The sequence below is a fragment of the Leucobacter sp. genome (genome assembly GCF_053528595.1).
The window spans coordinates 87676-111637 of record NZ_JAIVPF010000054.1 but is presented as its reverse complement, the minus strand read 5'-3'; the positions used below and the strand labels follow the sequence as shown (position 1 = coordinate 111637).

The 23962-nt window shown below is 71.4% G+C and carries 24 protein-coding genes; 16 read left to right on the top strand and 8 right to left on the bottom strand.

The genetic code is table 11. The annotated features are described in order from the left end of the window. The first annotated feature begins 230 nt into the window (after positions 1–230). From rplM to ACWKZU_RS11215, 4 genes are all read left to right on the top strand, one after another. Positions 231–677 (top strand): 50S ribosomal protein L13, encoded by a 447-nt coding sequence (gene rplM, locus ACWKZU_RS11230; RefSeq protein WP_449282414.1) that lies wholly within the window; start codon positions 231–233, stop codon positions 675–677. Between the two features lie 38 nt (positions 678–715). Further along, positions 716–1210: a 30S ribosomal protein S9 gene (gene rpsI, locus ACWKZU_RS11225; protein WP_449282413.1), complete on the top strand. Its 495-nt coding sequence runs from the start codon at positions 716–718 to the stop codon at positions 1208–1210. A gap of 17 nt (positions 1211–1227) precedes the next feature. After that, a complete protein-coding gene (gene glmM, locus ACWKZU_RS11220) occupies positions 1228–2577 on the top strand; it encodes a phosphoglucosamine mutase (RefSeq protein ID WP_449282412.1) in 1350 nt (449 codons plus the stop codon). A 298-nt stretch (positions 2578–2875) separates the two neighbouring features. After that, positions 2876–3214, top strand: coding sequence for a hypothetical protein (locus ACWKZU_RS11215; protein WP_449282411.1), 339 nt, complete (start codon positions 2876–2878; stop codon positions 3212–3214). A 145-nt stretch (positions 3215–3359) separates the two neighbouring features. Here the strand turns inward: ACWKZU_RS11215 and ACWKZU_RS11210 are convergent, their stop codons facing one another. From ACWKZU_RS11210 to ACWKZU_RS11195, 4 genes are all read right to left on the bottom strand, one after another. Beyond that, the gene (locus tag ACWKZU_RS11210; RefSeq protein ID WP_449282410.1) at positions 3360–4376 is read right to left on the bottom strand and encodes an ABC transporter permease; all 1017 of its coding nucleotides are present in this window, start codon (positions 4374–4376) and stop codon (positions 3360–3362) included. Between the two features lie 10 nt (positions 4377–4386). After that, positions 4387–5877 carry an ATP-binding cassette domain-containing protein gene (locus ACWKZU_RS11205; RefSeq protein WP_449282409.1) on the bottom strand — a complete coding sequence of 497 codons (1491 nt, stop codon included), beginning with the start codon at positions 5875–5877 and terminating at the stop codon, positions 4387–4389. 98 nt (positions 5878–5975) lie between these two features. After that, complete coding sequence (locus ACWKZU_RS11200) at positions 5976–6947, bottom strand: sugar ABC transporter substrate-binding protein (protein WP_449282408.1); 972 nt, start codon at positions 6945–6947, stop codon at positions 5976–5978. Between the two features lie 484 nt (positions 6948–7431). Beyond that, positions 7432–8442, bottom strand: a complete 1011-nt coding sequence (locus ACWKZU_RS11195) for a LacI family DNA-binding transcriptional regulator (protein ID WP_449282407.1) — start codon at positions 8440–8442, stop codon at positions 7432–7434. Between the two features lie 456 nt (positions 8443–8898). On the opposite strand from ACWKZU_RS11195, the gene ACWKZU_RS11190 reads away from it, so the two are divergent. Together ACWKZU_RS11190 and ACWKZU_RS11185 are read left to right on the top strand one after the other, a co-directional pair. Continuing rightward, a complete protein-coding gene (locus ACWKZU_RS11190; RefSeq protein WP_449282406.1) occupies positions 8899–10545 on the top strand; it encodes an amidohydrolase in 1647 nt (548 codons plus the stop codon). 110 nt (positions 10546–10655) lie between these two features. Beyond that, positions 10656–11774 (top strand): class II histone deacetylase, encoded by a 1119-nt coding sequence (locus tag ACWKZU_RS11185; RefSeq protein ID WP_449282405.1) that lies wholly within the window; start codon positions 10656–10658, stop codon positions 11772–11774. A gap of 129 nt (positions 11775–11903) precedes the next feature. Here the strand turns inward: ACWKZU_RS11185 and coaA are convergent, their stop codons facing one another. Beyond that, positions 11904–12956: a type I pantothenate kinase gene (gene coaA / locus ACWKZU_RS11180; RefSeq protein WP_449282404.1), complete on the bottom strand. Its 1053-nt coding sequence runs from the start codon at positions 12954–12956 to the stop codon at positions 11904–11906. Between the two features lie 32 nt (positions 12957–12988). On the opposite strand from coaA, the gene glmS reads away from it, so the two are divergent. The 8 genes from glmS (at position 12989) to ACWKZU_RS11140 (ending at position 19869) form a co-directional block, all read left to right on the top strand. Beyond that, positions 12989–14839, top strand: a complete 1851-nt coding sequence (glmS, locus tag ACWKZU_RS11175) for a glutamine--fructose-6-phosphate transaminase (isomerizing) (RefSeq protein ID WP_449282403.1) — start codon at positions 12989–12991, stop codon at positions 14837–14839. A 35-nt stretch (positions 14840–14874) separates the two neighbouring features. Beyond that, a complete protein-coding gene (locus ACWKZU_RS11170) occupies positions 14875–15312 on the top strand; it encodes a holo-ACP synthase (RefSeq protein ID WP_449282402.1) in 438 nt (145 codons plus the stop codon). After that, on the top strand, positions 15309–16454 hold the full coding sequence (gene alr / locus ACWKZU_RS11165) for an alanine racemase (protein ID WP_449282401.1): 1146 nt from the start codon (positions 15309–15311) through the stop codon (positions 16452–16454). The genes ACWKZU_RS11170 and alr overlap by 4 nt, the downstream gene beginning before the upstream one ends. Before the next feature lie 38 nt (positions 16455–16492). Continuing rightward, positions 16493–16984, top strand: coding sequence for a tRNA (adenosine(37)-N6)-threonylcarbamoyltransferase complex ATPase subunit type 1 TsaE (gene tsaE / locus ACWKZU_RS11160; protein ID WP_449282416.1), 492 nt, complete (start codon positions 16493–16495; stop codon positions 16982–16984). Next, a complete protein-coding gene (gene tsaB / locus ACWKZU_RS11155) occupies positions 16981–17625 on the top strand; it encodes a tRNA (adenosine(37)-N6)-threonylcarbamoyltransferase complex dimerization subunit type 1 TsaB (RefSeq protein ID WP_449282400.1) in 645 nt (214 codons plus the stop codon). The genes tsaE and tsaB overlap by 4 nt, the downstream gene beginning before the upstream one ends. Positions 17626–17702: 77 nt before the next feature. After that, a complete protein-coding gene (gene rimI, locus ACWKZU_RS11150; RefSeq protein WP_449282415.1) occupies positions 17703–18155 on the top strand; it encodes a ribosomal protein S18-alanine N-acetyltransferase in 453 nt (150 codons plus the stop codon). Next, complete coding sequence (locus tag ACWKZU_RS11145; protein WP_449282399.1) at positions 18152–19321, top strand: tRNA (adenosine(37)-N6)-threonylcarbamoyltransferase complex transferase subunit TsaD; 1170 nt, start codon at positions 18152–18154, stop codon at positions 19319–19321. Before rimI ends, ACWKZU_RS11145 begins: the two co-directional genes overlap by 4 nt. A 137-nt stretch (positions 19322–19458) precedes the next feature. After that, complete coding sequence (locus ACWKZU_RS11140) at positions 19459–19869, top strand: DUF4190 domain-containing protein (protein WP_449282398.1); 411 nt, start codon at positions 19459–19461, stop codon at positions 19867–19869. A gap of 58 nt (positions 19870–19927) precedes the next feature. Here the strand turns inward: ACWKZU_RS11140 and ACWKZU_RS11135 are convergent, their stop codons facing one another. The 3 genes from ACWKZU_RS11135 to ACWKZU_RS11125 all read right to left on the bottom strand — a co-directional run bounded on the left by ACWKZU_RS11135 (position 19928) and on the right by ACWKZU_RS11125 (position 22255). Further along, positions 19928–21196 (bottom strand): THUMP-like domain-containing protein, encoded by a 1269-nt coding sequence (locus ACWKZU_RS11135; RefSeq protein WP_449282397.1) that lies wholly within the window; start codon positions 21194–21196, stop codon positions 19928–19930. Between the two features lie 17 nt (positions 21197–21213). Then, on the bottom strand, positions 21214–21642 hold the full coding sequence (locus tag ACWKZU_RS11130; protein ID WP_449282396.1) for a DUF4190 domain-containing protein: 429 nt from the start codon (positions 21640–21642) through the stop codon (positions 21214–21216). 106 nt (positions 21643–21748) lie between these two features. Then, positions 21749–22255: a DUF4190 domain-containing protein gene (locus ACWKZU_RS11125; protein WP_449282395.1), complete on the bottom strand. Its 507-nt coding sequence runs from the start codon at positions 22253–22255 to the stop codon at positions 21749–21751. Between the two features lie 327 nt (positions 22256–22582). Between ACWKZU_RS11125 and groES the strand changes: the two genes are divergently transcribed. Both groES and rarD read left to right on the top strand, forming a co-directional pair. Continuing rightward, the gene (groES, locus tag ACWKZU_RS11120; protein WP_449282394.1) at positions 22583–22879 is read left to right on the top strand and encodes a co-chaperone GroES; all 297 of its coding nucleotides are present in this window, start codon (positions 22583–22585) and stop codon (positions 22877–22879) included. A gap of 114 nt (positions 22880–22993) precedes the next feature. After that, a complete protein-coding gene (rarD, locus tag ACWKZU_RS11115) occupies positions 22994–23917 on the top strand; it encodes an EamA family transporter RarD (protein ID WP_449282393.1) in 924 nt (307 codons plus the stop codon). The last annotated feature ends 45 nt before the right edge of the window (positions 23918–23962 follow it).

Below are 23962 nucleotides of genomic sequence, written 5' to 3'. Positions count from 1 at the left end.
GCGGCCCTGCGGCCCTGCGGCCCTGCGGCCCTGCGGCCCTGCGGCCCTGCGGCCCTGCGGCCCTGCGGCCCTGCGGCCCTGCGGCCCTGCGGCGATCCTGTGCTAAGATTGATCTTTGGTGCGCAAGCACCCGATTTGTTGAGCCCTCCACTCGCTCGCGCACCCTCAGGGGACCGGGCAACGGAGCGGGATCCACGAACACCTCCAATTCGACAGAAAGCAGCACTCCAGTGACTCGCACATACTCGCCGAAGGCCGCCGATCAGAAGCACGACTGGCTCGTCATCGACGCCACCGACGTCGTGCTCGGCCGCCTCGCCTCGCACGCCGCGGCCCTGCTCCGCGGCAAGCACAAGCCGACGTTCGCCCCCCACATGGACATGGGCGACTACGTCATCATCATCAACGCCGACAAGGTCGTGCTGACCGCCAACAAGGCGGCCAAGAAGCTCGCCTACCGTCACTCGGGCTACCCGGGCGGCCTGCGCTCGGTCAGCTACACCGAGCTGCTCGAGAAGAACCCCGAGCGCGCCGTCGAGAAGGCGATCCGCGGCATGCTGCCGAAGAACTCGCTCGGAGCCGACCTGTTCCGCAAGCTGAAGGTCTACGCGGGCGCCGAGCACCCGCACGCGGCTCAGCAGCCCACCCCCTACACCTTCGGCCAGGTCGCGCAGTAATCGCGGCGCCAACGAGACATCCAGAGAGAGACTTCACAGTGACTGAAGAGCAGACCGTGGCCGCTGAGAACATCAGCACCGAGAGCTACACCACCGAGACGCCCGCTTCGCAGGCCACCGTTTCGACCCCGCGCCCCGCGCTGACCGTCCCCGGTTCGGCCGTCGGCCGCCGCAAGCAGGCCATCGCCCGCGTGCGCCTGGTCCCCGGCTCGGGCAAGATGACCGTCAACGGCCGCGAGCTCGACGAGTACTTCCCGAACAAGCTGCACCAGCAGCTCATCACCGATCCCTTCACCGTGCTCGAGCTGAACGGCTCGTACGACGTGATCGCCCGCATCGTCGGCGGCGGCCCCTCGGGCCAGGCCGGCGCCCTGCGCCTCGCGATCGCCCGCGCGCTGAACGAGATCGACGCCGAGCACAACCGTCCGACCCTCAAGAAGGCCGGCTTCCTCAGCCGCGACGCCCGCATCAAGGAGCGCAAGAAGGCCGGTCTCAAGAAGGCCCGCAAGGCGCCTCAGTACTCGAAGCGCTAATCGGAAGCACCCTTTCCATGGGACGCCTTTTCGGCACCGATGGGGTTCGGGGCCTGGCGGGGGTCGATGTGACCGCCGACCTGGCCCTGAACCTCGCGCACGCGGCGGCTCTCGTTCTCGGGCGTTCTGCCCGGAGCGAGAGCCGTCGCGCTACCGCCGTGATCGCGCGCGACCCGCGGGTCTCCGGCGAGTTCATCTCGGCCGCCGTTTCGGCCGGGCTCGCCTCGGTCGGCGTCGACGTGCTCGACGCCGGGGTGATCCCGACCCCCGCCGCGGCCTATCTCGTCGCCGACACGGGAGCCGACTTCGGCGTGATGGTCTCGGCATCGCACAATCCGGCGCCCGACAACGGCATCAAGTTCTTCGCCGAGGGCGGCCGCAAGCTGGCCGACGAGATCGAGGACGAGATCCAGGCCGCCATGGACGGTCCCGCGATCGCGGTGACCGGTCGTGAGATCGGCCGGATCCGCCGCTTCGCGGACGCCGAGGATCGCTACCTCGTGCACCTGCTCGGCACACTCGACGGCCTGCGCCTCGACGGCCTGCACGTGGTGCTCGACTGCGCCCACGGCGCGGCGGCGGGGATCTCGCCCGACGTCTTCACCGACGCCGGCGCGAAGGTGACGGTGATCGGCAACGATCCCGACGGCTTCAACATCAACGACGGCGTGGGATCCACCCATCTCGAGCCGCTCATCGCGACCGTGAAGTCGCGCGGCGCCGATCTCGGGATCGCGCACGACGGCGACGCCGACCGCTGCCTCGCGGTCGACGCCGACGGCAACGTGGTCGACGGCGACAAGATCATGGCGATCCTGGCCCTGTCGATGTCCGCCCGCGGCCGCCTCGAGCGGAACACGCTCGTCGCCACCGTCATGTCCAACCTCGGGTTGAAGCTCGCGATGGCGGACAACGGCATCGACGTCGTCGAGACCGGCGTGGGCGACCGCTACGTGCTCGAGGCGATCAACGCGCACGGCTACTCGCTGGGCGGCGAGCAGTCGGGGCACGTGATCATGAGCGACTACGCCACCACGGGAGACGGGATCCTCACGGGGCTGCATCTCGCCGCGGAGGTGAAGCGCAGCGGCAAGACCCTCGCCGAGCTGGCGCAGTGCATGACGGTCTACCCGCAAGTGCTGGTGAACGTGCGCGGCGTCGATCGCACCGGTGTGCACGGCGACGAGGTGCTGCAGCAGGCGGTGCACCAGGCGGAGCTCGCGCTCGCCGGCAAGGGACGGGTGCTGCTGCGTCCGTCCGGCACCGAGCCCGTCGTGCGCGTGATGGTCGAGGCGGAGTACGCCGAGCAGGCCCAGGGCCTCGCCGACGATCTCGCGGCGATCGTGCAGGAGCGCCTCGCAGTCTGACGAGACGCTCGGCGCAGCCGAACAGCGTGCGAAAGGCCCGGTCCCGCGACCGGGCCTTTCGCGTGCGCCGGCGGGTGCACGCGGCGGGCATGCGCCGACGGGCACGCGTCGGCCGGGTGCGTCCCCGGGGTACGCCGCCGGGGTGCGTCGGCCGTACTCCGCCCCGTGAGCCGGGTGCGAGCCGGCATCGCGGGCCTCGTCGGCGACGCTCATCGCGTGTGTAGGATGTCTTCCTGGGAGTAGGGCTGTAACCGACTCGCGAAGATCTTGCGAGCGCGAATGAGAGAAGAGAAGAATCATGACCAGCCCTCACAACACGAACGCCTCAGCCGTGACACCGGTCCCGGGGAAGACCCTGGGCATCGTCGCCCTCGTGCTCGCGGTCATCGCGCCGCTCATCGGCGTGATCCTCGGCATCATCGCCTCCATGCAGTCGCGCCAGGCGGGTGCGAAGAACAAGCCCGCGACCGTGGCCATGATCCTCGGCCTGGTCCTGACGCTGCTCGGCATGCTGATCGCCTGGTGGGTCTTCGGGCAGGCCGCTCAGGGCATCGACGCCGCCCAGGTCTGCGCTCAGGATCCGACGGCCATCGTGGAGATCGCGGGACAGGCGATCAACTGCGCAGACGTCCAGTAGGCACTGAGCGATCAGACCCCGTGGGGCTCCGGAGGGGGAGCCCCACGGGGTCTCTGCTGTTCCGGCGCGGCGGCCGGCGACAGTGCGGCGACCTCGCGGCCCGCGATCCCGCGCCGCCGATCCCGCATCCGCACCCGCCCGTGGCCTACACCTGCGCGGGCTCCGCTCGCTGGGGTTTCTCGGTCGCGCTGCGCCCGAGCTTCGCCCAGGAGCTGCGGATCATCTTCTGGATCGAGCTGTCGAGCGCGACCGCGACGATGAGCGTGGCGCCCACGAGGATCGTCTGCAGGAACGGCGACGCCTGCAGGAAGACGAGTCCGGCGCGGAGCACCCGGAAGAAGAGCAGACCCGCGACGACGCCGCTGATGCGGCCGACTCCGCCCTCGAAGGCGACGCCGCCGAGGAGCACCACCGTGAGCGCCTCGAGTTCGAGCCCCGAGCCGATGGTCGGGTTCGCCGACTGCACCTTCGCGGACAGGAAGAGCCCCGCGAGCGCGGCGAAGGCGCCCGAGGCGACGAAGAGGAGGAAGCGCGAGCGCTTCACGTCGATGCCCATGAGACGCGCGGCGCGCTCGTTGCCGCCGATCGCGCGCACCTCGCGGCCGAACTTCGTGCGGTTCAGCACATACCAGCCGATCGCGACCACCACGGCGAGCACGACGATCTGGATCGGGATCGGTCCCAGCTTGAGCGTGCCGAGCGCGCGGAACGCATCGGGGAGCTCGGAGCGGGGGATGGTCTTGCCCGTGGAGAGCAGCAGTGCGAAGCCGCCCCACACGCTCAGCGCGCCGAGCGTCACGACGAAGGAGTTGAGCCCGAGGTAGGAGACCAGGAAGCCGTTGAGGGCGCCCGCGACCACGCCGGTGGCGAGGGCCGCGGCGAAGCCGAGGGCGGTCGACCCGGTGGAGCTCATCGTGAGGCCCCCGGTGATGGCGGCCGCGGACGCGATGGCGCCGACGGAGAGGTCGATCGTGCCCGACATGATGAGGAAGGCGACCGGGATCGCGATGAGCCCCAGCTCGCTGGCCTGCATGAGGATGTTCTGCGCGTTGCCGAGCGAGAAGAAGTTCGGTCGGAGGATCGAGAAGACGGCGATGAGGACGATCAGCGCGAGGAAGATGCCGTTCTTGGCTGCGAAGATCTTGAGGCGTTCGGTGTTCATGACGGTTCCTTCAGATGGACTGCGTGATCGAAACGGCGGCCGGCTCGGCCAGTGAGAGCAGCGAGGCGAGCAGGTCCTCGTTGAAGTGCGGGGCGCGGGGCACCTCCACCATGCGGTCGCCGAGCACCGTGTAGGCCCGGTCGCACATGCTGGCGATCTCGTCGGACTCGCTCGACGCCACGACGACCGCCGCCCCGCGGTGGGCCGCGGCCCGGGCGGCCTCGACGATGTCGAGCTTCGCCCCCACGTCGACGCCCTGGGTGGGCTGGGCCAGTACGAGGAGGACCGGTTCCTGCGGGTACAGCCAGCGGGCCAGGAGGTGCTTCTGGCGGTTGCCCCCGGAGAACTGCGACACCTCCGCGTCCCCGGACGGGCCGCGGACGTCGAGGGATCTCCGCGCGTGCTCGTACACGTCGGCGCCGGTCTTCGCCGATACCCACCAGCCGCGGGAGGCACCCGTGCCGTACCAGGGCAGCATCACGTTGTCGATGCCCGACTCGGAGGCGATGAGCCCCTCGGTGTCCCGATCCTGCGGCACGAAGAAGACGCCCCGGCGGATCGCCTGGCCCGGCGAGGAGAACCGCACCGGGCCGCCGCGCAGGGTGTATCCGTGCGCCGGGGACGCCGCACCGGCGAGCTGCGCGGCGATGTCGAACTGCTCGCCCCCGGCCATGCCGAAGAGGCCGACGACCTCGCCCTCCCGCGCTGAGATGGTGCCGCCCGGCCCCTCGAAGCGCAGCACCTCGGCGCCCGCCTCGACGTGCGTGAAGTCGAGCGAGCGGAGATCCGGCACGAGCGCCTCGGCGAGCCTCGCCGGGGTGAACTCGCCGGCGGGGCCGTCCACGACCACGCGCCCGCCGCGCAGCACCACGATACGGGTGCAGACCTCGAGGATGTCGGGGAGCCGATGCGAGACGTAGAGCACCGAGACCCCGCGGGACGCGAAATCGCGGATGAGCGCGTGCAGCGCCTCCGTCTCGGCCTTGCCGAGCGCGGCGGTCGGCTCGTCGAGCATGAGCACCTTCATCTCGCCGGCCAGCAGGCCGCGCGCCAGGTCGACGAGCTGGCGCTCCCCGAGGCCGAGCGCCTCGACCGGCATGTCGAGCGGGAGGTCGGCCCCGACCGTTGCGAGCGCCTGCTCCGCGAGCGCCGTCCGCTCGGCGGCGCGGGGCTGCTCCCGCGCGAGGAAGAGGTTGTCGAGCACGCTCATGTTCGGGGCGAGAGCGGGCTCCTGGTGGATGACGGTGATGCCGAGTCGTGCCGCGTCGCGCGGGGCGAGCCTGCGCTCGACGTCGGCGCCGTCGACGGAGAAGCTCCCCTCCGTCGCGCCGATCACTCCGGTGGCGACGTTGAGGAGGGTGCTCTTCCCCGCGCCGTTGTGTCCGAGCAGGCCGATGATCTCGCCCGGCTGCACCTCGAATCGGATGTCGTCGAGCGCTCGTGTGGCTCCGAAATCGACCGTGACGCCCGCGAATGCGAGGCGCGGCTGCGGATTCCCCATGTGTTGATCCTTAGCTGTGGTTCATGGATGTCTGGGTGCGCGGAAGCGCGGGCCGCGGGGAGCTGTTGCCGGTGGACGGCCGCTCCCCGCCCGGTGGACTACTGGTTCTCGAGGAAGAAGTCCGACGCGTTCTCGCTCGTCACCTCGGTCGCCGAGATGGAGACGTCCTCGACGGGGTCGCCGTTCGCCGCGTCGACGAGCATCCGGGCGTTCGCCTCCGCGAGCTCGCGCGCCGGGACGATGAAGGAGTAGCGCCAGAACGATCCCGGTTCGGCGATGATCTCGAGCTCGGCGTCGGTCGCATCGAGGTTGAGGAGCAGCATGCTCTCATCGGTGGGGGAGACGCCGGAGTCGATCAGGGCCTGGTAGGCGCCGAGCGCGGGATCGTTCGAGATCGCCAGGTACACCTTGGTGTTCGGCGTCGACTGCAGCTGGGTCTGCGCGGCGGCGTAGCCGTCGTCGAGGCTCAGCGTCTTGTGCTCGGTGATGTTCAGGTCGAGGCCGGACGCCTCGAGCTGGTTCATGATCCCCTCGCCTCGGAGGCGGCCGAGGTCGGTGTCGGGCCACCCGAGGAATGCGACGTCGACGCGCTCGTCGCCGTAGTGCTCCTCGATCCACTCCACGGCCCGCTCGCCCGCGGCCTCGCCGTCGGCGAGGTGATCGGAGACCACCGCGGCCTGCACGCCCTCCCAGGTCGAGCCGTAGCCGAGCACGGGGATGCCGGCGTCGTTCGCCTGGCTGGTGACCGCGACCATCGCGTCGGACTGCACCGGGTAGCCCATGATCGCCTTGATGTCGCCGCGCACGAGCCACGACTCCCAGTCCTGCACCTGGGTCTGCGCGTTCCACTTCGGGTCGTCGGTCACGAACTCGTAGCCGGCGTCGGTCACGATCTCCTCCATGAAGGGGAGCATGTCGTTCCAGATCTGGATGTCGAGGCCCGCGAAGCTCATCGCCACCGCGCCCTTGGAGTCGCCGGAGGCGCCCCCGTTGGAATCGCAGGCGCTGAGTGTGAGGGCGACTGCGGAGGCGAGTGCGACGGCGCCGATGGCTCGATTGAGGCGTTTCATGCGGGGTAGCTCCTTTGCTCGATCAGGGATCGTTCCGGGCTCCCGGCCCCGTAGCCGGGGAGCCGCACGGGGGGTCGTGCACGTAGCGGGAACGTTCCTGCAAACGAAATAGTAACCCATTCGGGGGTCATCGCGATATGCGGTACGGAATCGTTACCTGGGCGACTTCGGATCGACGCGGAGCGACGTGCCGGGCGTGCGGGCGTGTGTGCGTGTGCGCGGCGCTCCCGGTTGCGGTGGGCGCTCCCGGTTGCGGTGGGCGCTCCCGGTCGTGCTTGGGTGCCCCGGTCGCGCCTGGGCGCCCCCTACGGCCGAGATGGAGCCGATTGCGCGAGACCGCATGGATCATTCACGCTGGAGGGCTCGGGCTCGAACGATGCGGACGTTTTCGGCGGCGGAAGGCGCGCCGGTGGAAGTGGTGGGAAGGCAGAGCGCGGGGTGCGCGGGAAGGGCGAGGGCGCGCGGGAAGCGGACGGTGCCGGGACTACGCCGCGAAGAGCGGTGCCGCGGCCTCGCCCCTGGCGATCAGCGACACGTCGCTGTGGAACACCGGGGAGTCCGTGCTGGAACCGTGCTGCATCACCTCGACGAGCAGCTGCGCGGCCTTGCGGCCGTACTCGCGGGCGTGCAGATCGACGGCGATGAGGTGCTCGAGGTCGCTCTCGGAGGCCGGATCGGCGGCGAGGGCGGCCGCGAGGAGCGGCGAGCCGGTGCGTTCCCGATACTGCTTCGAGACGGGGGCGGCGAGGCCCTGCTGCACCACGAGCACCGAGTCGATGCCGGATTCCGAGACGAGCCGATCCACCGCATCGCTCGCCTCGTCTGCGCCGGGCGGGAAGTCGGAGCGGATCACCAGCGGCTCGATGGCGCGATCCGCGGTCCAGGCGAGGTAGGCGTCCACGGCCTCGGTGGCCCAGAGGCACTCGATCTCCGCGTCGAGGGAGATCACGGCGGGCCTGCGGGCGCCGGCGGTGGCGAGGCGGTCGAGCAGGATCGGGGTCATGAGGTCCTGACGGCAATAGATCTGCCCGTCGATGAGCGGCTGCTGCTCGGGGGAGACGGGGCCGACCGCCACGATGGGGATCCGCGTCTTCGCGGCGGAGGCGATGAACTGATCGTCGGCGGTCGGATCGAGCACGAGCAGACCGTCGGCGGCGAGACTGCGGCTGCGGGTCTCGCCCTCGGTCTCGGTGAGGAGGAGCAGGTCGAGGCCGTGCGCTGCCGCCACGTCGATGACGCCGAACGCGAACTCCATGTAGAAGCCGAGCGCCTGGCTGTTGGCGAAGAGATGGAGGCCGACGCTCTGGGCCTGCTTGCTGCGCAGCTTCTGGGCGGCCCGGTTCGACACGTAGCCGAGGCGCTCGGCCGCCTCGGCCACGCGCTGCTGCGTGGCCGCCGAGACGCGGCCGTTGCCGTGCAGCGCGGCCGAGACGGTGGTCTTCGACACGCCGAGCTCGGCGGCGATGTCGATGATGGTCACGGGTGCGCGGTTCACCCCTTCAGCTTAGGGGGAGCGCGGATCGGGAGCCGCCACCCGGTCAGGAGGGTTCCCGGAACCGTGCCGGAACCGTGCCGGGGCCGCGAGAGGGCGCTGCGGCTCCCGGAGATGCGCGGGGATTCCCGGACACGCGCCAGGATCAGGGGAGAAGCGCCGGGTCTCCCGGGATGCGCCGGATTTCCCGGAAGCGCGCGAAGCGCACGGGGCGTCCGGAGATGCACGGGGCTCCGGAGTCGCGCTGCGCTCCGCCGAGCGCGCGGCAGCCGGCGGAGGCTCGTCGAGATCCTCGGGCGCCCGTGGTGGCCCGACGGGAAGACGAAATGTGGCCGAAGGCGGTCGAAGGTGTTATCGTGCTGAATGCCGGAACGTTCCTGCATTCTCGCACGAAGGCGTTCGCGCCGTCGCAGGAGTCCGGATGCAATGCCGCATCAGCCGAGAAGGAGTGTCCGAACCATGGTGGAGTATCCCTCAGGAGCCCGCGCCGACCTGCTCATCGTCGCGGACCGCGTCCGCGCGTTCGACGAGAACGGAGCCGACACCGCGACCGCGATCGCCGTGCGCGACGGGGAGATCCTCGCGGTGGGCTCGGAGAGCTCGCTCGCGCAGCACGTCGGCCCGGACACCGAGATCCATCGCCACCCGGGCGCGACGGTGATGCCGGGCCTGACCGACTGCCACACGCACATCATCATGGGGCTGCCGCTCAGCCGGGGGATCCAGCTCACCGATCGTTCGCTCGACGAGGTGCGCGAGGCCGTCTCCGAGGCCGTCTCCGAGGCCGTCGGGCACGAGGAGGCCGCGGAGCGGTGGATCCTCGGGTGGGGACTCGACCCCAACGTGTTCGAGTCGTCCGGCTTCACCGGCCGAGTCTTCGACGACGTCGCCCCGGACCGCCCGATCTTCCTCCGCATGCGCGACGCCCACTCAGCGATCGTCAACTCCGCCGCGGTGCGCGAGCTCGGCCTCACCGGGCGCGAGCGCTTCGACGACGAGTCCCGGATCGACGTCGACGCGGACGGCACCCCCACCGGTTACATCGTCGAGATCGGCGCGATCGAGCGGGTGCTCGCGCAGATCCCGCCGGAGGGCTTCGAGGCCTCGGTGGACCGGGTGTCCGCGCTGCTGCGCAGCATGGCGGAGAGCGGCCTCACCGCGAATCACGTGCTCGACTTCTCCGAGGAGGGTGCGAAGCTCATCTCCGCCGTGGAGGATCGCGGAGGGCTGCCGATCCGCCTGCGCTTCTCGCCCATGATCTTCCCGGGGATGACTGACGCGGAGCTCGAGCGCATCGTGGAGCTGCAGGGGAGCGGCGGAGAGCGGTGGCGGGTCGAGGGCGTCAAGTTCTTCATCGACGGCACGGTGGACAACGGCACGGCCTGGCTCCACGAGCCGGACAGCGCCGGGCAGGGCACCCAGTCCATCTGGACCGATCCGGAGCGCTATCGGGCGGCGCAGCGCTTCTTCGCCGAGCGCGGGATCCCCACCACCACCCACGCCATCGGCGACCGGGGCGTCGACTTCGTGCTCGACTCGCTGGAGTCGCTGGGCGACGAGATCCGGGCCCGGGCGCCGCACCGCATCGAGCACATCGAGACCATCGGCGACGCGACGGTGCGCCGCTTCGCCGAGCTCGGCGTCACGGCGAGCATGCAGCCGATCCACGGCACGCACCACACCCGCGCGGACCGCAGCGACAACTGGTCGGTGCGGCTCGGCGCCGAGCGCGCCGCGCACGGCTGGCGCTGCCGCGACATCCGCGACGCCGGGGCCACGGTGGCGCTCGGCAGCGACTGGCCGGTGACCCCCTTCGACCCGCGGCGCATGATCGCCGACACGATCCTGCGCCGGCCCGTCGAACGGCCCGGGACGGCTCCGGTGCAGCCGGAGCAGGCGCTCACCCCGCGCGAGGCGTTCGAGGGGTACACGCTGCACGCCGCGCGCTCGGTGGGGCACGAGGATCGGCTCGGATCGATCGCCCCGGGCAAGCGCGCCGAACTCACCGTGTTCGGCGCCGACCCCCTCGAGACCGCCCCCGAGGAGTATCCCGGGCTGGCCGTCGTCGCGACCTACCTCGACGGCGAGCGCATCGTCGGGGCGTGAGCCCCGATCCCGCGCGAGGCCCGATCGCCAGTGGATCCCGGCGCGGATCCGGCGCGGAGCACGCACCACGTGCGAGAACCCTCGCACCGAGAGAAAGCAAGAGGAACGCAATGCAGCGCAGGACAGGGTACGTCTGGCACGAGCGGTTCGCCTGGCACGACACCGGCACGCACGCGGGGATCTTCCCCTCCGGGGGCCACGTGCAGCCGTACCGCAACTTCGAGAGCCCGGAGTCGAAGGCCCGCCTCGCGAGCCTCATCGAGGTGTCGGGGCTCGTGGACGATCTCGTACGCATCCCGGTGCGGCCGGTCGACGAGGAGGATCTCGCGCGGGTGCACACCCGAGGGCACATCGAGCGGATCCGCGCGCAGTCCGACGCCGGGGGCGGCGACGCGGGCGACGGCTTCTCGCCGTTCGGCGCCGGGAGCTACGAGATCGCGAAGCTCGCCGCGGGCGGCACCCTCGTCGCGGCGGAGGCGGTGCTCGACGGCACGGTGGACAACGCCTACGCGCTCGTGCGGCCGCCCGGGCACCACGCCGAGCCGGATCAGGGCCGCGGGTACTGCCTGTTCTCGAACGTCGGGGTGGCCATCGAGGCGCTCCGGGCGGCGGGCAGGGTGCAGCGGGTGGCGATCTTCGACTACGACGTGCACCACGGCAACGGCGCCCAGAAGATCTTCTGGGAGGATCCCGACGTGCTCGCCATCTCGGTGCACCAGGACCGGCTCTTCCCCGTCGACTCCGGCCTCGTCGACGAGCAGGGCGCGGGCCGGGGAGCGGGGACGAACATCAACGTGCCGCTGCCCGCCGGGTCGGGCGACGGGGCCTACTGGGCGGTCGTCGAGGAGGTCGCCGGGCCCGCGATCCGCGCGTTCGCGCCGGATCTCATCATGGTCTCGAGCGGCTTCGATCCCTCGGCGCTCGATCCGCTGGGCCGGATGAGCGTCACCTCGCAGGGCTTCAAAGGCATCGCCGAACGACTGCTCGCCATCGCCGACGAGGCCTGCGACGGGAGGATCGTGTTCTCGCACGAGGGCGGATACTCCCCGGTGCACGTGCCGTTCTGCGGCGTCGCCGTGCTCGAGGCGCTGACCGGGATCGACACCGGGGTGGAGGATCCGTTCGAGGTCTCCATCGGCGCGTCTCCGACCCGTGAGCTCGCAGACTGGCAGGCCGGGGTCATCGAGCGCTCGGCCGAGCTGGCCCGGGCGCTCCGCATCGTCGTGTAGTCGCCCGTCCCGATGCTGCCGTCCGTCCGGCCGGAGCAGAAAAGAGGACGCGTCTGCTGCACCATCCGTTCGATACTGCAGCAGACGCGTCCTCGAATTCGCCGGGCCGGAGGCGAAGCTGCGTCTCCTTCACATCTTGCGCAGCAGCACCTTCTGCACCCGGTGATCCCGCTCCTTGCGCAGCACGAGCGTGGCGCGCGCCCGGGTGGGCCGGATGTTCTCGACGAGGTTGGGCTCGTTGATGTTGGTCCAGTACTCGTCGGCGAGGGCGACCGCCGCGTCGTCGTCGAGGGTGGCGAAACGGCGGAAGTACGAGCTGGGGTCGGAGAACGCGCTCTGACGCAGCTGCAGGAACCGGTTGCGGTACCACCGCTGGATGTCCGAGGTGCGCGCGTCGACGTAGACCGAGAAGTCGAAGAGGTCGCTCACGGCGAGCGGGTGCTGCATCGAGGGGGGCTGCAGCACGTTGAGCCCCTCGACGATGAGGATGTCCGGGCGGCGCACGACCGTGAACTCGCCCGGCACGATGTCGTAGACGAGGTGGCTGTAGTGCGGCGCCCGCACCTCGGCGACGCCCGCCTTCACCTGCGACACGAAGCGCAGCAGGGCGCGCCGGTCGTAGGACTCGGGGAAGCCCTTGCGAGCGGTGATGCCCCGGCGCTGCAGCTCGGCGTTGGGGTAGAGGAAGCCGTCGGTCGTCACCAGCTCGACGCTCGGGGTCTCGGGCCAGCGGGCGAGCAGATCGCGCAGGATGCGGGCCACCGTCGACTTGCCCACGGCGACGGATCCGGCGATCCCGATGACGAAGGGGCTCTGGCGCTCGCCGTCGAGCTGCAGGAATCCGCGGGTGCGCCGGTGCATCTCGCGGGCGGCGATGGCGTACTGGTTGATGAGGCGGCTGAGCGGCCGGTACACCTCGGAGACCTCGGCGAGGTCGAGCGGCTCGCCGAGACCGCGGAAGGACGCGATCTCCCGCTCGGTGAGCGGCATGGGGGTCTCGCCGGCGAGGCGCGACCACTCCTCGCGGTCGATCTCGGTGAAGGGCGAGGTGTACTCGGGGCGCACGAGCGCGTGCGTGTCGGTGCTCACCTCCGGGAGCGGCGCGTTCGCGCCCTCGGCCGCTTCCGCCTGATCGGCGCGCGCGGGGGAGGAGAGGTCTGGGGCGGTGCTGTACTCGGCCATCGTTCATCCATCGTGCCACTAAACTTGTGCCCATGTGTGGAATCGTCGGATATGTCGGCCCCAATGACACGGTCGAGGTGCTCCTCAACGGGCTGCGCCGCCTGGAGTACCGCGGATACGACTCGGCGGGCATCGCCGTCGTGGACGAGGCGGATGAGATCTCCGTGCGCAAGCGCTCCGGCAAGCTCGCGCGGCTCGAGGAACTGCTCGAGGCCAACCCGGTGCAGGCCGCGGGAACGGGCATCGGGCACACCCGCTGGGCCACCCACGGCGGCCCCACCGATGCGAACGCGCACCCGCACCTGGGCGACGGCGGCAAGCTGGCGCTGATCCACAACGGCATCGTCGAGAACTTCGCCGAGCTGCGGAGCGAGCTCGAGGCCGACGGCCTCGAGCTCATCAGCGAGACCGACACCGAGGTCGTCGCTGCGCTCGTCGGCCGCGAGGTGGCCAGGCAGGGCGACCTGGAGGCCGCGTTCCGCTCCGTCGTCACGCGGCTCGAGGGCACCTTCACGCTGCTCGCGATGCACCGCGACGAGCCGGGCAAGGTCGTCGCCGCCCGCCACCACTCGCCCCTCGTGGTGGGGCTCGGCGAGGGCGAGAACTTCCTGGGCTCCGATGTGGCGGCCTTCGTGTCCTCGACCCGTCGCGCGGTCGCGGTCGAGGAGGACAACATCGCGATCATCACGCCCGACGAGGTGCGCATCACCGACTTCGCCGGCAACCCGGTGGAGTTCGGGGAGTACGAGGTGGAGTGGGACGCCGAGGCCGCCGACAAGGGCGGCTGGTCGTCGTTCATGGCGAAGGAGATCAACGATCAGCCCGACGCGGTGGAGAACACCGTGCGCGGCCGGGTCGTCGCGGACGGTGTGGAGATCCCCGAGCTGACCGCCCTCGGCGACGAGCGCCTGCTGGGCATCGACCGCATCATCATCATCGCCTGCGGCACCGCGTCGTACGCGGGCCAGGTGGGCGCCTACGCGATCGAGCAGTGGGCGAGGATCCCGGTCGAGGTGCAGCTCAGCCATGAGTTCCGCTATCGGGATCCCGTGCTCTCGGACCGCACCATGGTCATCTCGGTCAGCCAGTCGGGAGAGACCATGGACACGCTCATGGCCGTGAAGTACGCGGGCGAGCGCGGTGTGACCACCGTGTCCGTGTGCAACACGCAGAGCGCCACGATCCCGCGCGAGTCCGACGCGGCCGTCTACACCCACGCGGGTCCCGAGGTCGCGGTGGCCTCGACCAAGGCCTTCGTCGCCCAGATCACCGCGCTCTACCTCATCGGCCTGCACCTCGGCCGCGTGCGGGGCTCGCTCTCGGCCGAGGACTCGGCGCAGGCCGTGGCCCAGCTCGAGGCGCTGCCGGCGAAGGTGCGGGAGGCCGTCGACACCCACGATCAGATCGCGCAGCTCGCGCACTGGATGGCCGACACCCGCTCGGTGCTGTTCCTCGGTCGCCACGTGGGCTTCCCGATCGCGCTCGAGGGCGCGCTCAAGCTCAAGGAGATCGCGTACATCCACGCCGAGGGCTTCGCGGCGGGCGAGCTCAAGCACGGCCCCATCGCGCTCATCGACCACGGCCAGCCCGTGTTCGTGCTGGTGCCGAGCCCGCGCACCTCGCCGCTCATGCACTCGAAGGTGGTCTCCAACATCCAGGAGATCCGCGCGCGCGGCGCGCGCGTGATCGCGGTCGTCGAGAAGGGCGACACCGCGGTGCTGCCCTACGCCGACGACGTGATCCGCCTGCCGCTCGCCGACGCGTTCTTCGAGCCGCTGCTGCAGGTCGTGCCGCTGCAGTGGTTCGCGCTCGAGCTCTCGACCGTCAAGGGCCTCGACGTCGACCAGCCGCGCAACCTCGCGAAGTCGGTGACGGTGGAGTAATCCCGTCGGGCGAGCTTGTCGGAACCAGGGAATCCATGATCGTCGGGATCGGCGTCGACACCGTCGACATCGCGCGCTTCGAGCGGCAGCTCGAGCGCACCCCCAAGATGCTCGCCCGCCTGTTCACCGCGGCGGAGGCGCGGCTCGCGGTGCCCTCGCTCGCGGCGCGATTCGCGGCCAAGGAGGCGCTGATCAAGGCGCTCGGCGGCTCGGCGGAGCTGCGATGGCACGACATGGAAGTGGTGCGCGATCGGGATCGCGCCCCCTCGTTCGTCGCGACCGCCGGCCTCCAGACGGCGCTCGCCGCCCGCGGCGCCCAGCGGGTGCACCTCTCGATGACGCACGACGGGGGATCGGCGACCGCGTTCGTGGTCGTGGAGTCGCACGGCAGCGCGGCGTCGGCCCCGATGCCCGCGGCGCGCGGTACGCTCGCGACGAGGGCGGATACGCAGAACGGAACGGGGCAGGCATGAGGACAGGATCGATGCGGGTCGCCGAGATCTCGCTGCCCGCGATCCGGCACAACGTGGCCCGCGTGCGCGAGCTCACGGGCGGCGCCGTGATCGTGGTGGTCAAGGCCGACGGTTACGGCCACGGAGCGAGGATCGCGGCCGAGGCGGCGCTCGCGGGCGGCGCTGCGATGGTGGCGACGGCCGACCTCGAGGAGGCGCTCGCCCTGCGCGACGCGGGGATCGAGGCGCCGGTGCTCTGCTGGCTGCACGGGGTGCACGCCGACTTCGACCAGGCGGTGGCGGCCGACATCGAGATCGGGGTGAGCCACCTGCAGCAGCTCGAGGCGCTCGCCGCGGCGGCCGGCCGGGCGGGCAGGGTCGCCTCGATGCAGTTCAAGGTGGACACGGGCCTCAGCAGGAACGGCGCGGCGCCCGAGGAGTGGGCACCCCTCTTCTCCCGCGCGGCCGAGCTGGAGCGGGCGGGCCTGGTGCGGGTGCGGGGCGTCTTCAGCCACCTCGCCAACGCGGGCGAGGAGAACGATCGTGGGCAGGCGGCCCGTTTCGACGAGGCGATCGCGCTGCTCCGCTCCGTCGGCATCGACCCCGAGATGATCCACCTCGCCGCCAGCGCGGCCACCTTCTCCTCGCCGCACCTGCACTACAACACGGTGCGCGTGGGCGTCGTCGCCTACGGGCTCAGCCCCTTCGCCGACAAGACCTCGGCGCAGCTCGGCCTGATCCCTGCGATGACGCTGCGATCCGAGATCGTGGCGCTGCGCGGAGTGCCCGCGGGCGCGGGCGTCTCGTACGGCTTCAATCACGTCTGCGAGACGGCGACCACGCTCGCGCTGGTGCCCATGGGCTACGCCGACGGCATGCCCCGCGCCCTGAACGGGGCGGGGGCCTGGGTGACCGTGGCCGGTGAGCACCGTCCCATCATCGGCCGCATCGGCATGGACCAGTTCATCGTCGACGTCGGTCCGCTGGCGGGCCGGCTCGAGCTGGGCGACCCCGTCGTGCTCTTCGGGGATCCCGAGCGCGGGCACCCGCCCGTCGAGATCTGGGCGGGGCTCATGCGCACGATCAACTACGAGATCGTCGTCGGCGTCGGTCCGCGCGTGCTGCGCGTCCCCTCCGAGGATCCCGAGGGGAGCGGGGTGTGAGCACCGCGGTGTCGCTGCGAATCCCCGATCCCGACGCGATGCACGAGCTCGGCGTCGAGCTGGGGCGCGTGCTGCGGGCGGGGGATCTCGTGCTGCTCACGGGTCCGCTCGGCGCGGGCAAGACGACGCTCACCCGGGGCATCGGCGAGGGGCTCGGCGTGCGCGGCCCCGTGCAGAGCCCGACCTTCGTGCTGGCGCGCACGCACCCGTCGCTCGTGGGCGGTGCGCCGCTGGTGCACGTCGACGCCTATCGTCTCGCCGGCACCGGCGAGCTGGACGATCTCGATCTCGACTTCGAGGGGGCCGTCGTGGTGGCCGAGTGGGGCTCCGGGGTGGTCGAGGAGCCCGAGTCGTGGATCGACGTGGTGATCGAGCGGCCGCTCGGCGGCGAGGCCGCCGACGCGGATCAGGCCGCCGAAGCAGCGACGGCGGAGGCCGAGGAGTCCGACTGGTCGCAGGCCCCGGTCGAGAGCCGCACCGTGACCATCACCGGGCACGGGCCGAGATGGAGGACGGGAGTGCTGTCGTGACGCTCGAGGCGCCGGAACTGGGATCGCACGTGCTGCTCGCGATCGACACCGCCATCGGCACGAGCGTCGCGCTCGGTGTCGGAGGCCGCGTGCACGAGGCCTCGAGCGACGATCCGCGCGGCCACGCCGAGGCGATCGGCGGGCTGATCGAGCAGGTGTTCCGCGCGAGCGGCGCGGCGCCCGATGCGGTGACGGGGGTCGTCGCCGGCGTGGGCCCCGGGCCGTTCACCGGTCTGCGGGTCGGGATCGCCGCCGCGCACGCCTTCGCGCTGGGAAGCGGCGCACCGCTGCTGCCGCTGCAGGGGCACGAGGCGGTCGCGCTGGAGGCGCTCGAGGGCACCGCGCTGGCCGGTGTGCGAGTGGTGCAGGACGCGAAGCGGCGCGAGCTCTTCGTCACCGGGTACTCCGGCCTCGACTGGGCCGGGATCCCCGAACGCGTGGCCGATCCGGGGCTGCTGGCCCGGGCGGACTACGAGCCGCTCGCCAACGACGTCTGGCCCGAGCGCATCCCCGCAGCCTCGCTCGTGCGGCTGGCGGCGCGGCGCCTGGCGTCGGGTCGCGACTTCGAACCCGATCGCGCCGTCTACCTGCGCGCTCCCGACGTCAAGCAGCCCGGCGCGCCGAAGCGGGTGTCGACGTGAGCGACGAGCGGCGCCCCTCGGGATCCCGCGCCGAGCCCGTGGATCCTGCGGCTCCTGCGCCGCCCGGAACGACGGAGCTGCGGCTGCGCGAGGCGACCGCCGGCGATCTCGACGCGATCTGGGAGATCGAGAGCGCGGTCTTCGGGCGCGAGGCGTGGAGCCGGGAGATGATGCGCGAGGAGCTCGGTGCGGATCACCGGTGCTACCTCGCGCTCGTCGACGAGGCCGGCGCGGTGCGCGGCTACGCCGGCCTGCTCGTCGTGGGCGCGGAGGGCGACATCCAGACGATCGCCGTGGCTCCCGAGGCCCGCGGCGGCGGGCAGGGGCGGCGGCTGATGCACGCGCTGCTCGACGAGGCGGCGCGGCGCGGCGTGCGCGAGGTGTTCCTCGAGGTGCGGGCCGACAACCCCGTGGCACAGGCGCTGTACCGCTCCCTCGGCTTCGAGGAGATCGGGGCGCGTCCGCGCTACTACCAGCCCGACGGCGTCGACGCCGTCGTCATGAAGCTCGAGATGAAGGATCGCCGATGACGAGGGAGCCCCTGGTGCTGGGCATCGAGACCAGCTGCGACGAGACCGGGGTGGGCATCGTGCGCGGGCGCACGCTGCTCGCCAACGCGATCGCCTCGTCGATGGACGAGCACGCCCGCTTCGGGGGTGTGATCCCCGAGGTCGCGGCCCGCGCGCACCTCGAGGCGATGACACCCACGATCGAACGTGCGCTCGCCGATGCCGGAGTGTCGCTCGACGAGCTCGACGCGGTGGCGGTGACCTCCGGGCCCGGCCTCGCGGGCGCGCTCATGGTGGGGATCTCGGCCGCCAAGGCGCTCGCCGTGTCGCTCGGCAAGCCCCTCTACGCGGTCAACCACCTCGTCGGCCACGTCGGCGCCGATCTGCTGAAGGCAGACGACCGCCGAGACCGCGAGGTGTTCGAGGGGTCGACGGGTGCCGCCACCGCGGCAGCCCACGGAGCGAAGCGAGGGGTCGAGGGGCTTCGCGAGGCGGTCGGTCCCGTGGGCGAGCTCGAGCTGCCCACCGTCGCCCTGCTCGTCTCCGGCGGCCACACCTCCCTGCTGCTGGTGCGCGATCTGGTGAGCGATGTCGAGATGCTCGGCGAGACCATCGACGACGCCGCGGGGGAGGCCTTCGACAAGGTCGCGCGCCTGCTGGGCCTACCCTATCCCGGCGGCCCGCAGATCGACCGGGCGGCCGTCGGAGGCGATCCGAACGCGATCCGCTTCCCGCGCGGGCTCACGCTGCCGAAGGATCTCGATCGGCACCGCTACGACTTCTCGTTCTCGGGCCTGAAGACCTCGGTGGCGCGCTGGGTGGAGAAGTACGAGGCCGAGCACGCCTCGGGGGAGCCGCTGCCCGTGGCCGACATCGCGGCGAGCTTCCGCGAGGCGGTGGCCGACGTGCTGATCACGAAGGCGCTCGCCGCCTGCCGCGACCTCGGGGTGCCGCGGCTGCTGCTGGGCGGCGGCGTCGTGGCCAACGCACGGGTGCGCGAGCTGGCGCGCGAGCGGTGCGATGCCGCCGGCGTGGAGCTGCGCGTGCCGCCGCTCTCGCTGTGCACGGACAACGGCGCCATGATCGCCTCGATCGGCGCCCAGCTCGTCGCGGCGGGTCGCGAGCCCTCGGGGCTCGGCTTCGGAGCGGACTCGACGCTTCCGGTCACCGAGATCCAGGTGCGCTGACGGTCGGCGGGGCCGCGCATTCATCAGATCAACGCGCGCGACTGCGGCGGGTGCAGCAGACAACAGTGCCCGGTGAACATTATTGTGGAGGGTGCAAGTGGGGAAATCCCTCCTCCGCACACGAACGAAGGAGCATCATGTCCGAGAACCTGCCCGAAGGCCAGCCGGCCTCGAACCCCGTTCCGCCCGCCGCGCCGGCAGCACCCGCAGCCCCGGCCGGGCCCGGTTACGCGGCCGGGCCTCAGCCGGTCCCCGGCAAGACCCTCGGCATCGTCGGCCTGATCCTGGCGATCCTGCTGCCCATCATCGGCCTGGTGCTCAGCATCGTCGCCGTGGTGCAGTCGCGCAAGGCGGGTGCGAGCAACATTCCCGGTGTGATCGGCATCATCATCGGCGCGCTCGGCACGATCGGCTACATCATCCTGATCGTCTCGATCGCCAGCCTCGCGGGAGCCGGCATCGATGCAGCGCAGCAGTGCCTCGACGGCGCCTACTCGGTGACGGTCGCGGGCCAGGAGGTCCTCTGCTCCGACGTCGTGACGCAGTAAGCAGACGCCGTGAGCAGGAGGGCCCCGGAGCACGCAGCTCCGGGGCCCTTCCGCGTGCTCAGCATCGCTCGGCCAGCAGCGCGACGTGCCGGCCGGCGGAGCGGGTGAGGAACAGGGTGGCGCTGCCCCCGCCGCGCAGCTTCAGGCGGCGCCGCAGCGCTGCGGGATCCGCGTCGGCCCCGCGCTTCTTGATCTCGAGCGTGCCGATCTCTCGCGCGGCGAGCGCGCGGCGCAGGTCCTTCTCGCGCGCGGGCAGCTCCTCGAGCACGCGGAACGCGCTCGCGAACGGCGTCTCCACGAGGCGGTCGCCGGTGAGGTAGGCGATCCCGTCGCTCACCATGCCGGCATCGATGCGCTCGGCGAGAGCGCCGATGAGCCGGGCGCGGATCACCGCTCCGTCCGGCTCGTAGAGGTAGGCCCCGAGCTCGCGCACCGGCGCATCCGCCGCGTCGGCGCCGGCCGTCAGCTCGTCGGCGCCCGCGCCGCGCAGCACGAGCGCGGCGCGGCGGACACCGGCTCGGGCGGCCGCGCCGAACCACAGCCCGGTCTCCACGAGCTGCCCGTCGACCGACACCCACTGCGCCTCCGCGCGATCCGGGATCAGATCGCGGTCGAGACCCGGACCCAGCTTCACGCCGGCCGGCCGGTGCTCGGCGAGCTCGAAGGCGAAGCGCAGCGAGGGGGAGTAGTCGTCGGGCAAGGCGATGCGCCGGGTGTCGCTGTGGCCCGCGGTGCGCCGCGCGGGGTCGAGGAACACCCCGTCGGCGTCGGCCGGCCCCAGCAGCTCGGCGTCTCCCACGCGCACGGTCGGCGTCTCGGCCCCGGCGCGCCGTGCGGCCACCGCCAGGTTGTGCTGCGCGAACTGGGCCGTCAGCGGGTCGAGCTCGACGGGCAGGGGTGCGATGCCCGCGTGCAGCAGCGCGAGCGACTCGGCCCCGATCCCGCAGCCGAGATCGGCGACCGAGCGGCAGCCGGCCGCCCGGAACCGCTCCGCGTGCAGCGCGGCCACCTGCGCGCGAGTCGCCTGCTCGAGCGCCGCGCGGGTGAACAGCAGATCGTCCGCGATCCCGCCGAACTTGCCGACCGCCCTGATGCGCAACTCGGTCTGCGTCAGCGCCGCGGAGAGCAGCGCGGGGTCGGCGCCCTCGCCGCGCAGCAGGCGCGAGATCTCTTCGAGGCTGCGACCGCGACCGCGCTGCTCCGCGATCCGCTCGAGCAGCGCCCGGCCCTCGGGGGCGGCCAGCTCCCGCCAGCCGGGGGCGGGGGACGCGGAACGGGGGCCCGGGGCATCGCCCCGCGCCCCCGTGCCGTCGTGCCGGTGCGTCATTCCGTGCCGGCGCGCGATCAGTAGCTGTTGGCCGAGATCGCGAAACCGATGATGAACACGTAGAAGATGATCACGAGCACCCAGACGGCGATGCCGACATAGCCGATGATCAGGCCCGCGAGGGCCAGGCCGCGGCCGCCCTCACCGGTCCGCGCGATCTGCTTCAGGGCGATGTGCCCGCAGATGACGCCCACGAGGGAGATGAAGAACGAGCCCACGAGCGCGATGATCGCGAGCGTGTTGGTGGGCGGCGCGGGGGCGTATGCGGGCTGCTGCGCGGCGTAGGGCTGCTGGGGTGCCGAGTACTGCGGCTGCGCGTACTGCTGGGGCTGCTGCGGAGCCTGGGGAGCGGAGTACTGGGGCGCCTGCGGCGCCGGGTACTGGGGAGTCTGCGGCTGATCCCGGGGCTCCGGGGCGCCGTTCGCGGGAGGCTGGTTCTGAGACACTGCGTGGTCCTTTCGTCGTGCAGCGATCGCGGTGAGAAGCGCTGCGGTCTGAGGGCGGGACGGCGGGCTCGCCGTGCGCCGGTGGTGCGGGCCGAGAGGTCCGCGATCAGAAGGAGTCGTACCCCGAGCCGAACGAGCCGATGGCGCCGATCATCGCGAAGATGAAGCCCACGTAGAGGATCACGAACATGGCCATGAACACGAAGTAGGCGTAGCTGATGATGAGCCCCGTGAGCGCGATGCCGCGCCCCGCGTCGCCCGTGCGCTTGATCTGGCCGAGTCCGAGATGGCCGAAGATGATGCCCGCGAGGGGGACGAGGAACGCGAAGACGATCGCGAGCAGCGCGTAGGTGTTCGTCTGGCCGAGCGTGGTCGCGGTGGACGGCGTCGGCGCGGCCTGCGGGCGGTACTGGGGCGCGGCCTGCTGGGGGTAGCCCTGCTGCGCGGGCTGCTGATACGACGGGGTCGCTCCGGAGTAGGCCGGCTGGCCGCCCGGCTGCGCCGCATAGCCCGGCAGCTGCGCGTCGGGCAGCTGCGCGTCGGGCAGGGGGGTCGTGGGCTGGGTGGCGCCCTGCGGGATGCCCGGCTGCTGGGGCGTGCTGGGTGTGGACATGAACCCTCCTCGGGGCGTTGGCGGTGCGTGGGCCCCGCGGGGCCGTCGCCGCGCGGCGCGTCACCGTGCGGTGCGATGCTGTGCGGCACTTCCAATTCTAGGGGGAGGGCTCCGCGGCGGGGCCAGGATCGCGCCGCGATCCGCGCCCCCGCCGCGAGCGGGGGTCATCCGCTCGAGCGGCCCGCCGTCGTTCGCTGTGCGCGATCCCGCTCCCACCGATTGGCACTCCCCTTGCGAGAGTGCCAATCGGAGTCCTAGACTCTGCTGTAGGCGCGCTCGCACGGGGCGGGCGTGAGAACCCTTCAGACATTTGGAAAGAGGTGAACTGTGTCGGTTGCCATCAAGCCGCTCGAAGATCGTATCGTTATCAAGCAGGTCGAGGCAGAGCAGACCACCGCGTCCGGTCTGGTGATCCCCGACAGCGCGAAGGAGAAGCCGCAGGAGGGCGAGGTCGTCGCCGTGGGTCCCGGCCGCGTCTCGGACAACGGCACCCGCATCCCGCTCGACGTCGCCGTCGGCGATCTGGTGATCTACTCGAAGTTCGGCGGTACCGAGGTCAAGGTGGGCGGCGACGACTACCTGGTGCTCTCGGCTCGCGACATCCTCGCGGTGGTCGAGCGCTAAGCGCACGCACGCACGGACGGGCCCGTCGATCCTCGTGATCGGCGGGCCCGTTCTCGTGCGCGCCCGCACCTCACGACCGACCGCACTCGTCGCCGAGATCGATAGACTGAGCCGGTGAAGCGAACTCGAGCCGGGCTGGGATACGGGCTGGGTGCGTATCTGCTCTGGGGAGTGTTCCCCTTCTACTTCGGTCTCATCGCGATGGTGGGCCCCTTCGAGGTGGTGCCCTGGCGGGTCGCCGCCACCCTCGCGTTCTGCGCGATCCTCGTCACCGCGACGCGCCGCTGGCGCCAGGTCGGCGGGATCCTCCGCTCGCCCAGGCTGCTCGGCTGGTTCGCGCTGTCGTCGCTGCTGCTCTACGCGAACTGGCAGATCTTCATCATCGGCGTGATGACCGGTCACGTGCTCGAGACCTCGCTGGGCTACTTCATCAACCCGCTCTTCACGATCCTCATCGGCGTGCTGGTGCGCAAGGAGCAGCTCACCCGCCCGCAGTGGGTCGCCGTGGGCATCGCGGCCGTCGGGGTGACGATCGCGGCCGTGGCGTACGGCGCGTTCCCCTGGATCGCCCTCGGCCTCGCCGTGTCGTTCGGGCTCTACGGCGCCGTGCACAAGCACGCCGGCGGGGAGGTCGACGGCATCACCGGGCTCACGGTCGAGACCCTGGCCTCGTTGCCGGTCGCGGCGGTGCAGCTCGTCGTGGTGGTGAGCCTCGTGGGGATCAACGCGTTCTCCTTCGGATCGGGCATCGCCGTGCTCGTCCTCTTCAGCGGGATCATGACCGCGGTTCCGCTGATCCTCTTCGGGGAGGCCACGCGGCGCCTGTCGCTCTCGTACCTCGGCTTCCTGCAGTTCCTCACGCCGATCCTCGGGTTCCTCTACGGCTACTTCGTGATGCACGAGGAGATGCCGCTCAGCCGCTGGATCGGGTTCATCGCCGTGTGGATCGCGCTCATGATCCTCATCGCCGACATGATCGCCCAGCTGCGTCGTTCGCCCACGGCACAGACGAACACCGCGCCCGTTCCTTTAGACTGAGTACGGTGCGGGGGGAGTCATCAGCGACCCTCGGCACACATCAGG

Excerpts from the sequence above, each read along its gene's own strand:
- glmM (WP_449282412.1), top strand. The coding sequence starts at position 1,228 with ATGGGACGCCTTTTCGGCACCGATGGGGTTCGGGGCCTGGCGGGGGTC.
- ACWKZU_RS11215 (WP_449282411.1), top strand. The coding sequence starts at position 2,876 with ATGACCAGCCCTCACAACACGAACGCCTCAGCCGTGACACCGGTCCCG.
- ACWKZU_RS11210 (WP_449282410.1), bottom strand. The coding sequence starts at position 4,376 with ATGAACACCGAACGCCTCAAGATCTTCGCAGCCAAGAACGGCATCTTC.
- ACWKZU_RS11205 (WP_449282409.1), bottom strand. The coding sequence starts at position 5,877 with ATGGGGAATCCGCAGCCGCGCCTCGCATTCGCGGGCGTCACGGTCGAT.
- ACWKZU_RS11200 (WP_449282408.1), bottom strand. The coding sequence starts at position 6,947 with ATGAAACGCCTCAATCGAGCCATCGGCGCCGTCGCACTCGCCTCCGCA.
- ACWKZU_RS11190 (WP_449282406.1), top strand. The coding sequence starts at position 8,899 with ATGGTGGAGTATCCCTCAGGAGCCCGCGCCGACCTGCTCATCGTCGCG.
- ACWKZU_RS11185 (WP_449282405.1), top strand. The coding sequence starts at position 10,656 with ATGCAGCGCAGGACAGGGTACGTCTGGCACGAGCGGTTCGCCTGGCAC.
- coaA (WP_449282404.1), bottom strand. The coding sequence starts at position 12,956 with ATGGCCGAGTACAGCACCGCCCCAGACCTCTCCTCCCCCGCGCGCGCC.
- glmS (WP_449282403.1), top strand. The coding sequence starts at position 12,989 with ATGTGTGGAATCGTCGGATATGTCGGCCCCAATGACACGGTCGAGGTG.
- ACWKZU_RS11170 (WP_449282402.1), top strand. The coding sequence starts at position 14,875 with ATGATCGTCGGGATCGGCGTCGACACCGTCGACATCGCGCGCTTCGAG.
- alr (WP_449282401.1), top strand. The coding sequence starts at position 15,309 with ATGAGGACAGGATCGATGCGGGTCGCCGAGATCTCGCTGCCCGCGATC.
- tsaE (WP_449282416.1), top strand. The coding sequence starts at position 16,493 with ATGCACGAGCTCGGCGTCGAGCTGGGGCGCGTGCTGCGGGCGGGGGAT.
- ACWKZU_RS11145 (WP_449282399.1), top strand. The coding sequence starts at position 18,152 with ATGACGAGGGAGCCCCTGGTGCTGGGCATCGAGACCAGCTGCGACGAG.
- ACWKZU_RS11140 (WP_449282398.1), top strand. The coding sequence starts at position 19,459 with ATGTCCGAGAACCTGCCCGAAGGCCAGCCGGCCTCGAACCCCGTTCCG.
- ACWKZU_RS11135 (WP_449282397.1), bottom strand. The coding sequence starts at position 21,196 with ATGACGCACCGGCACGACGGCACGGGGGCGCGGGGCGATGCCCCGGGC.
- ACWKZU_RS11125 (WP_449282395.1), bottom strand. The coding sequence starts at position 22,255 with ATGTCCACACCCAGCACGCCCCAGCAGCCGGGCATCCCGCAGGGCGCC.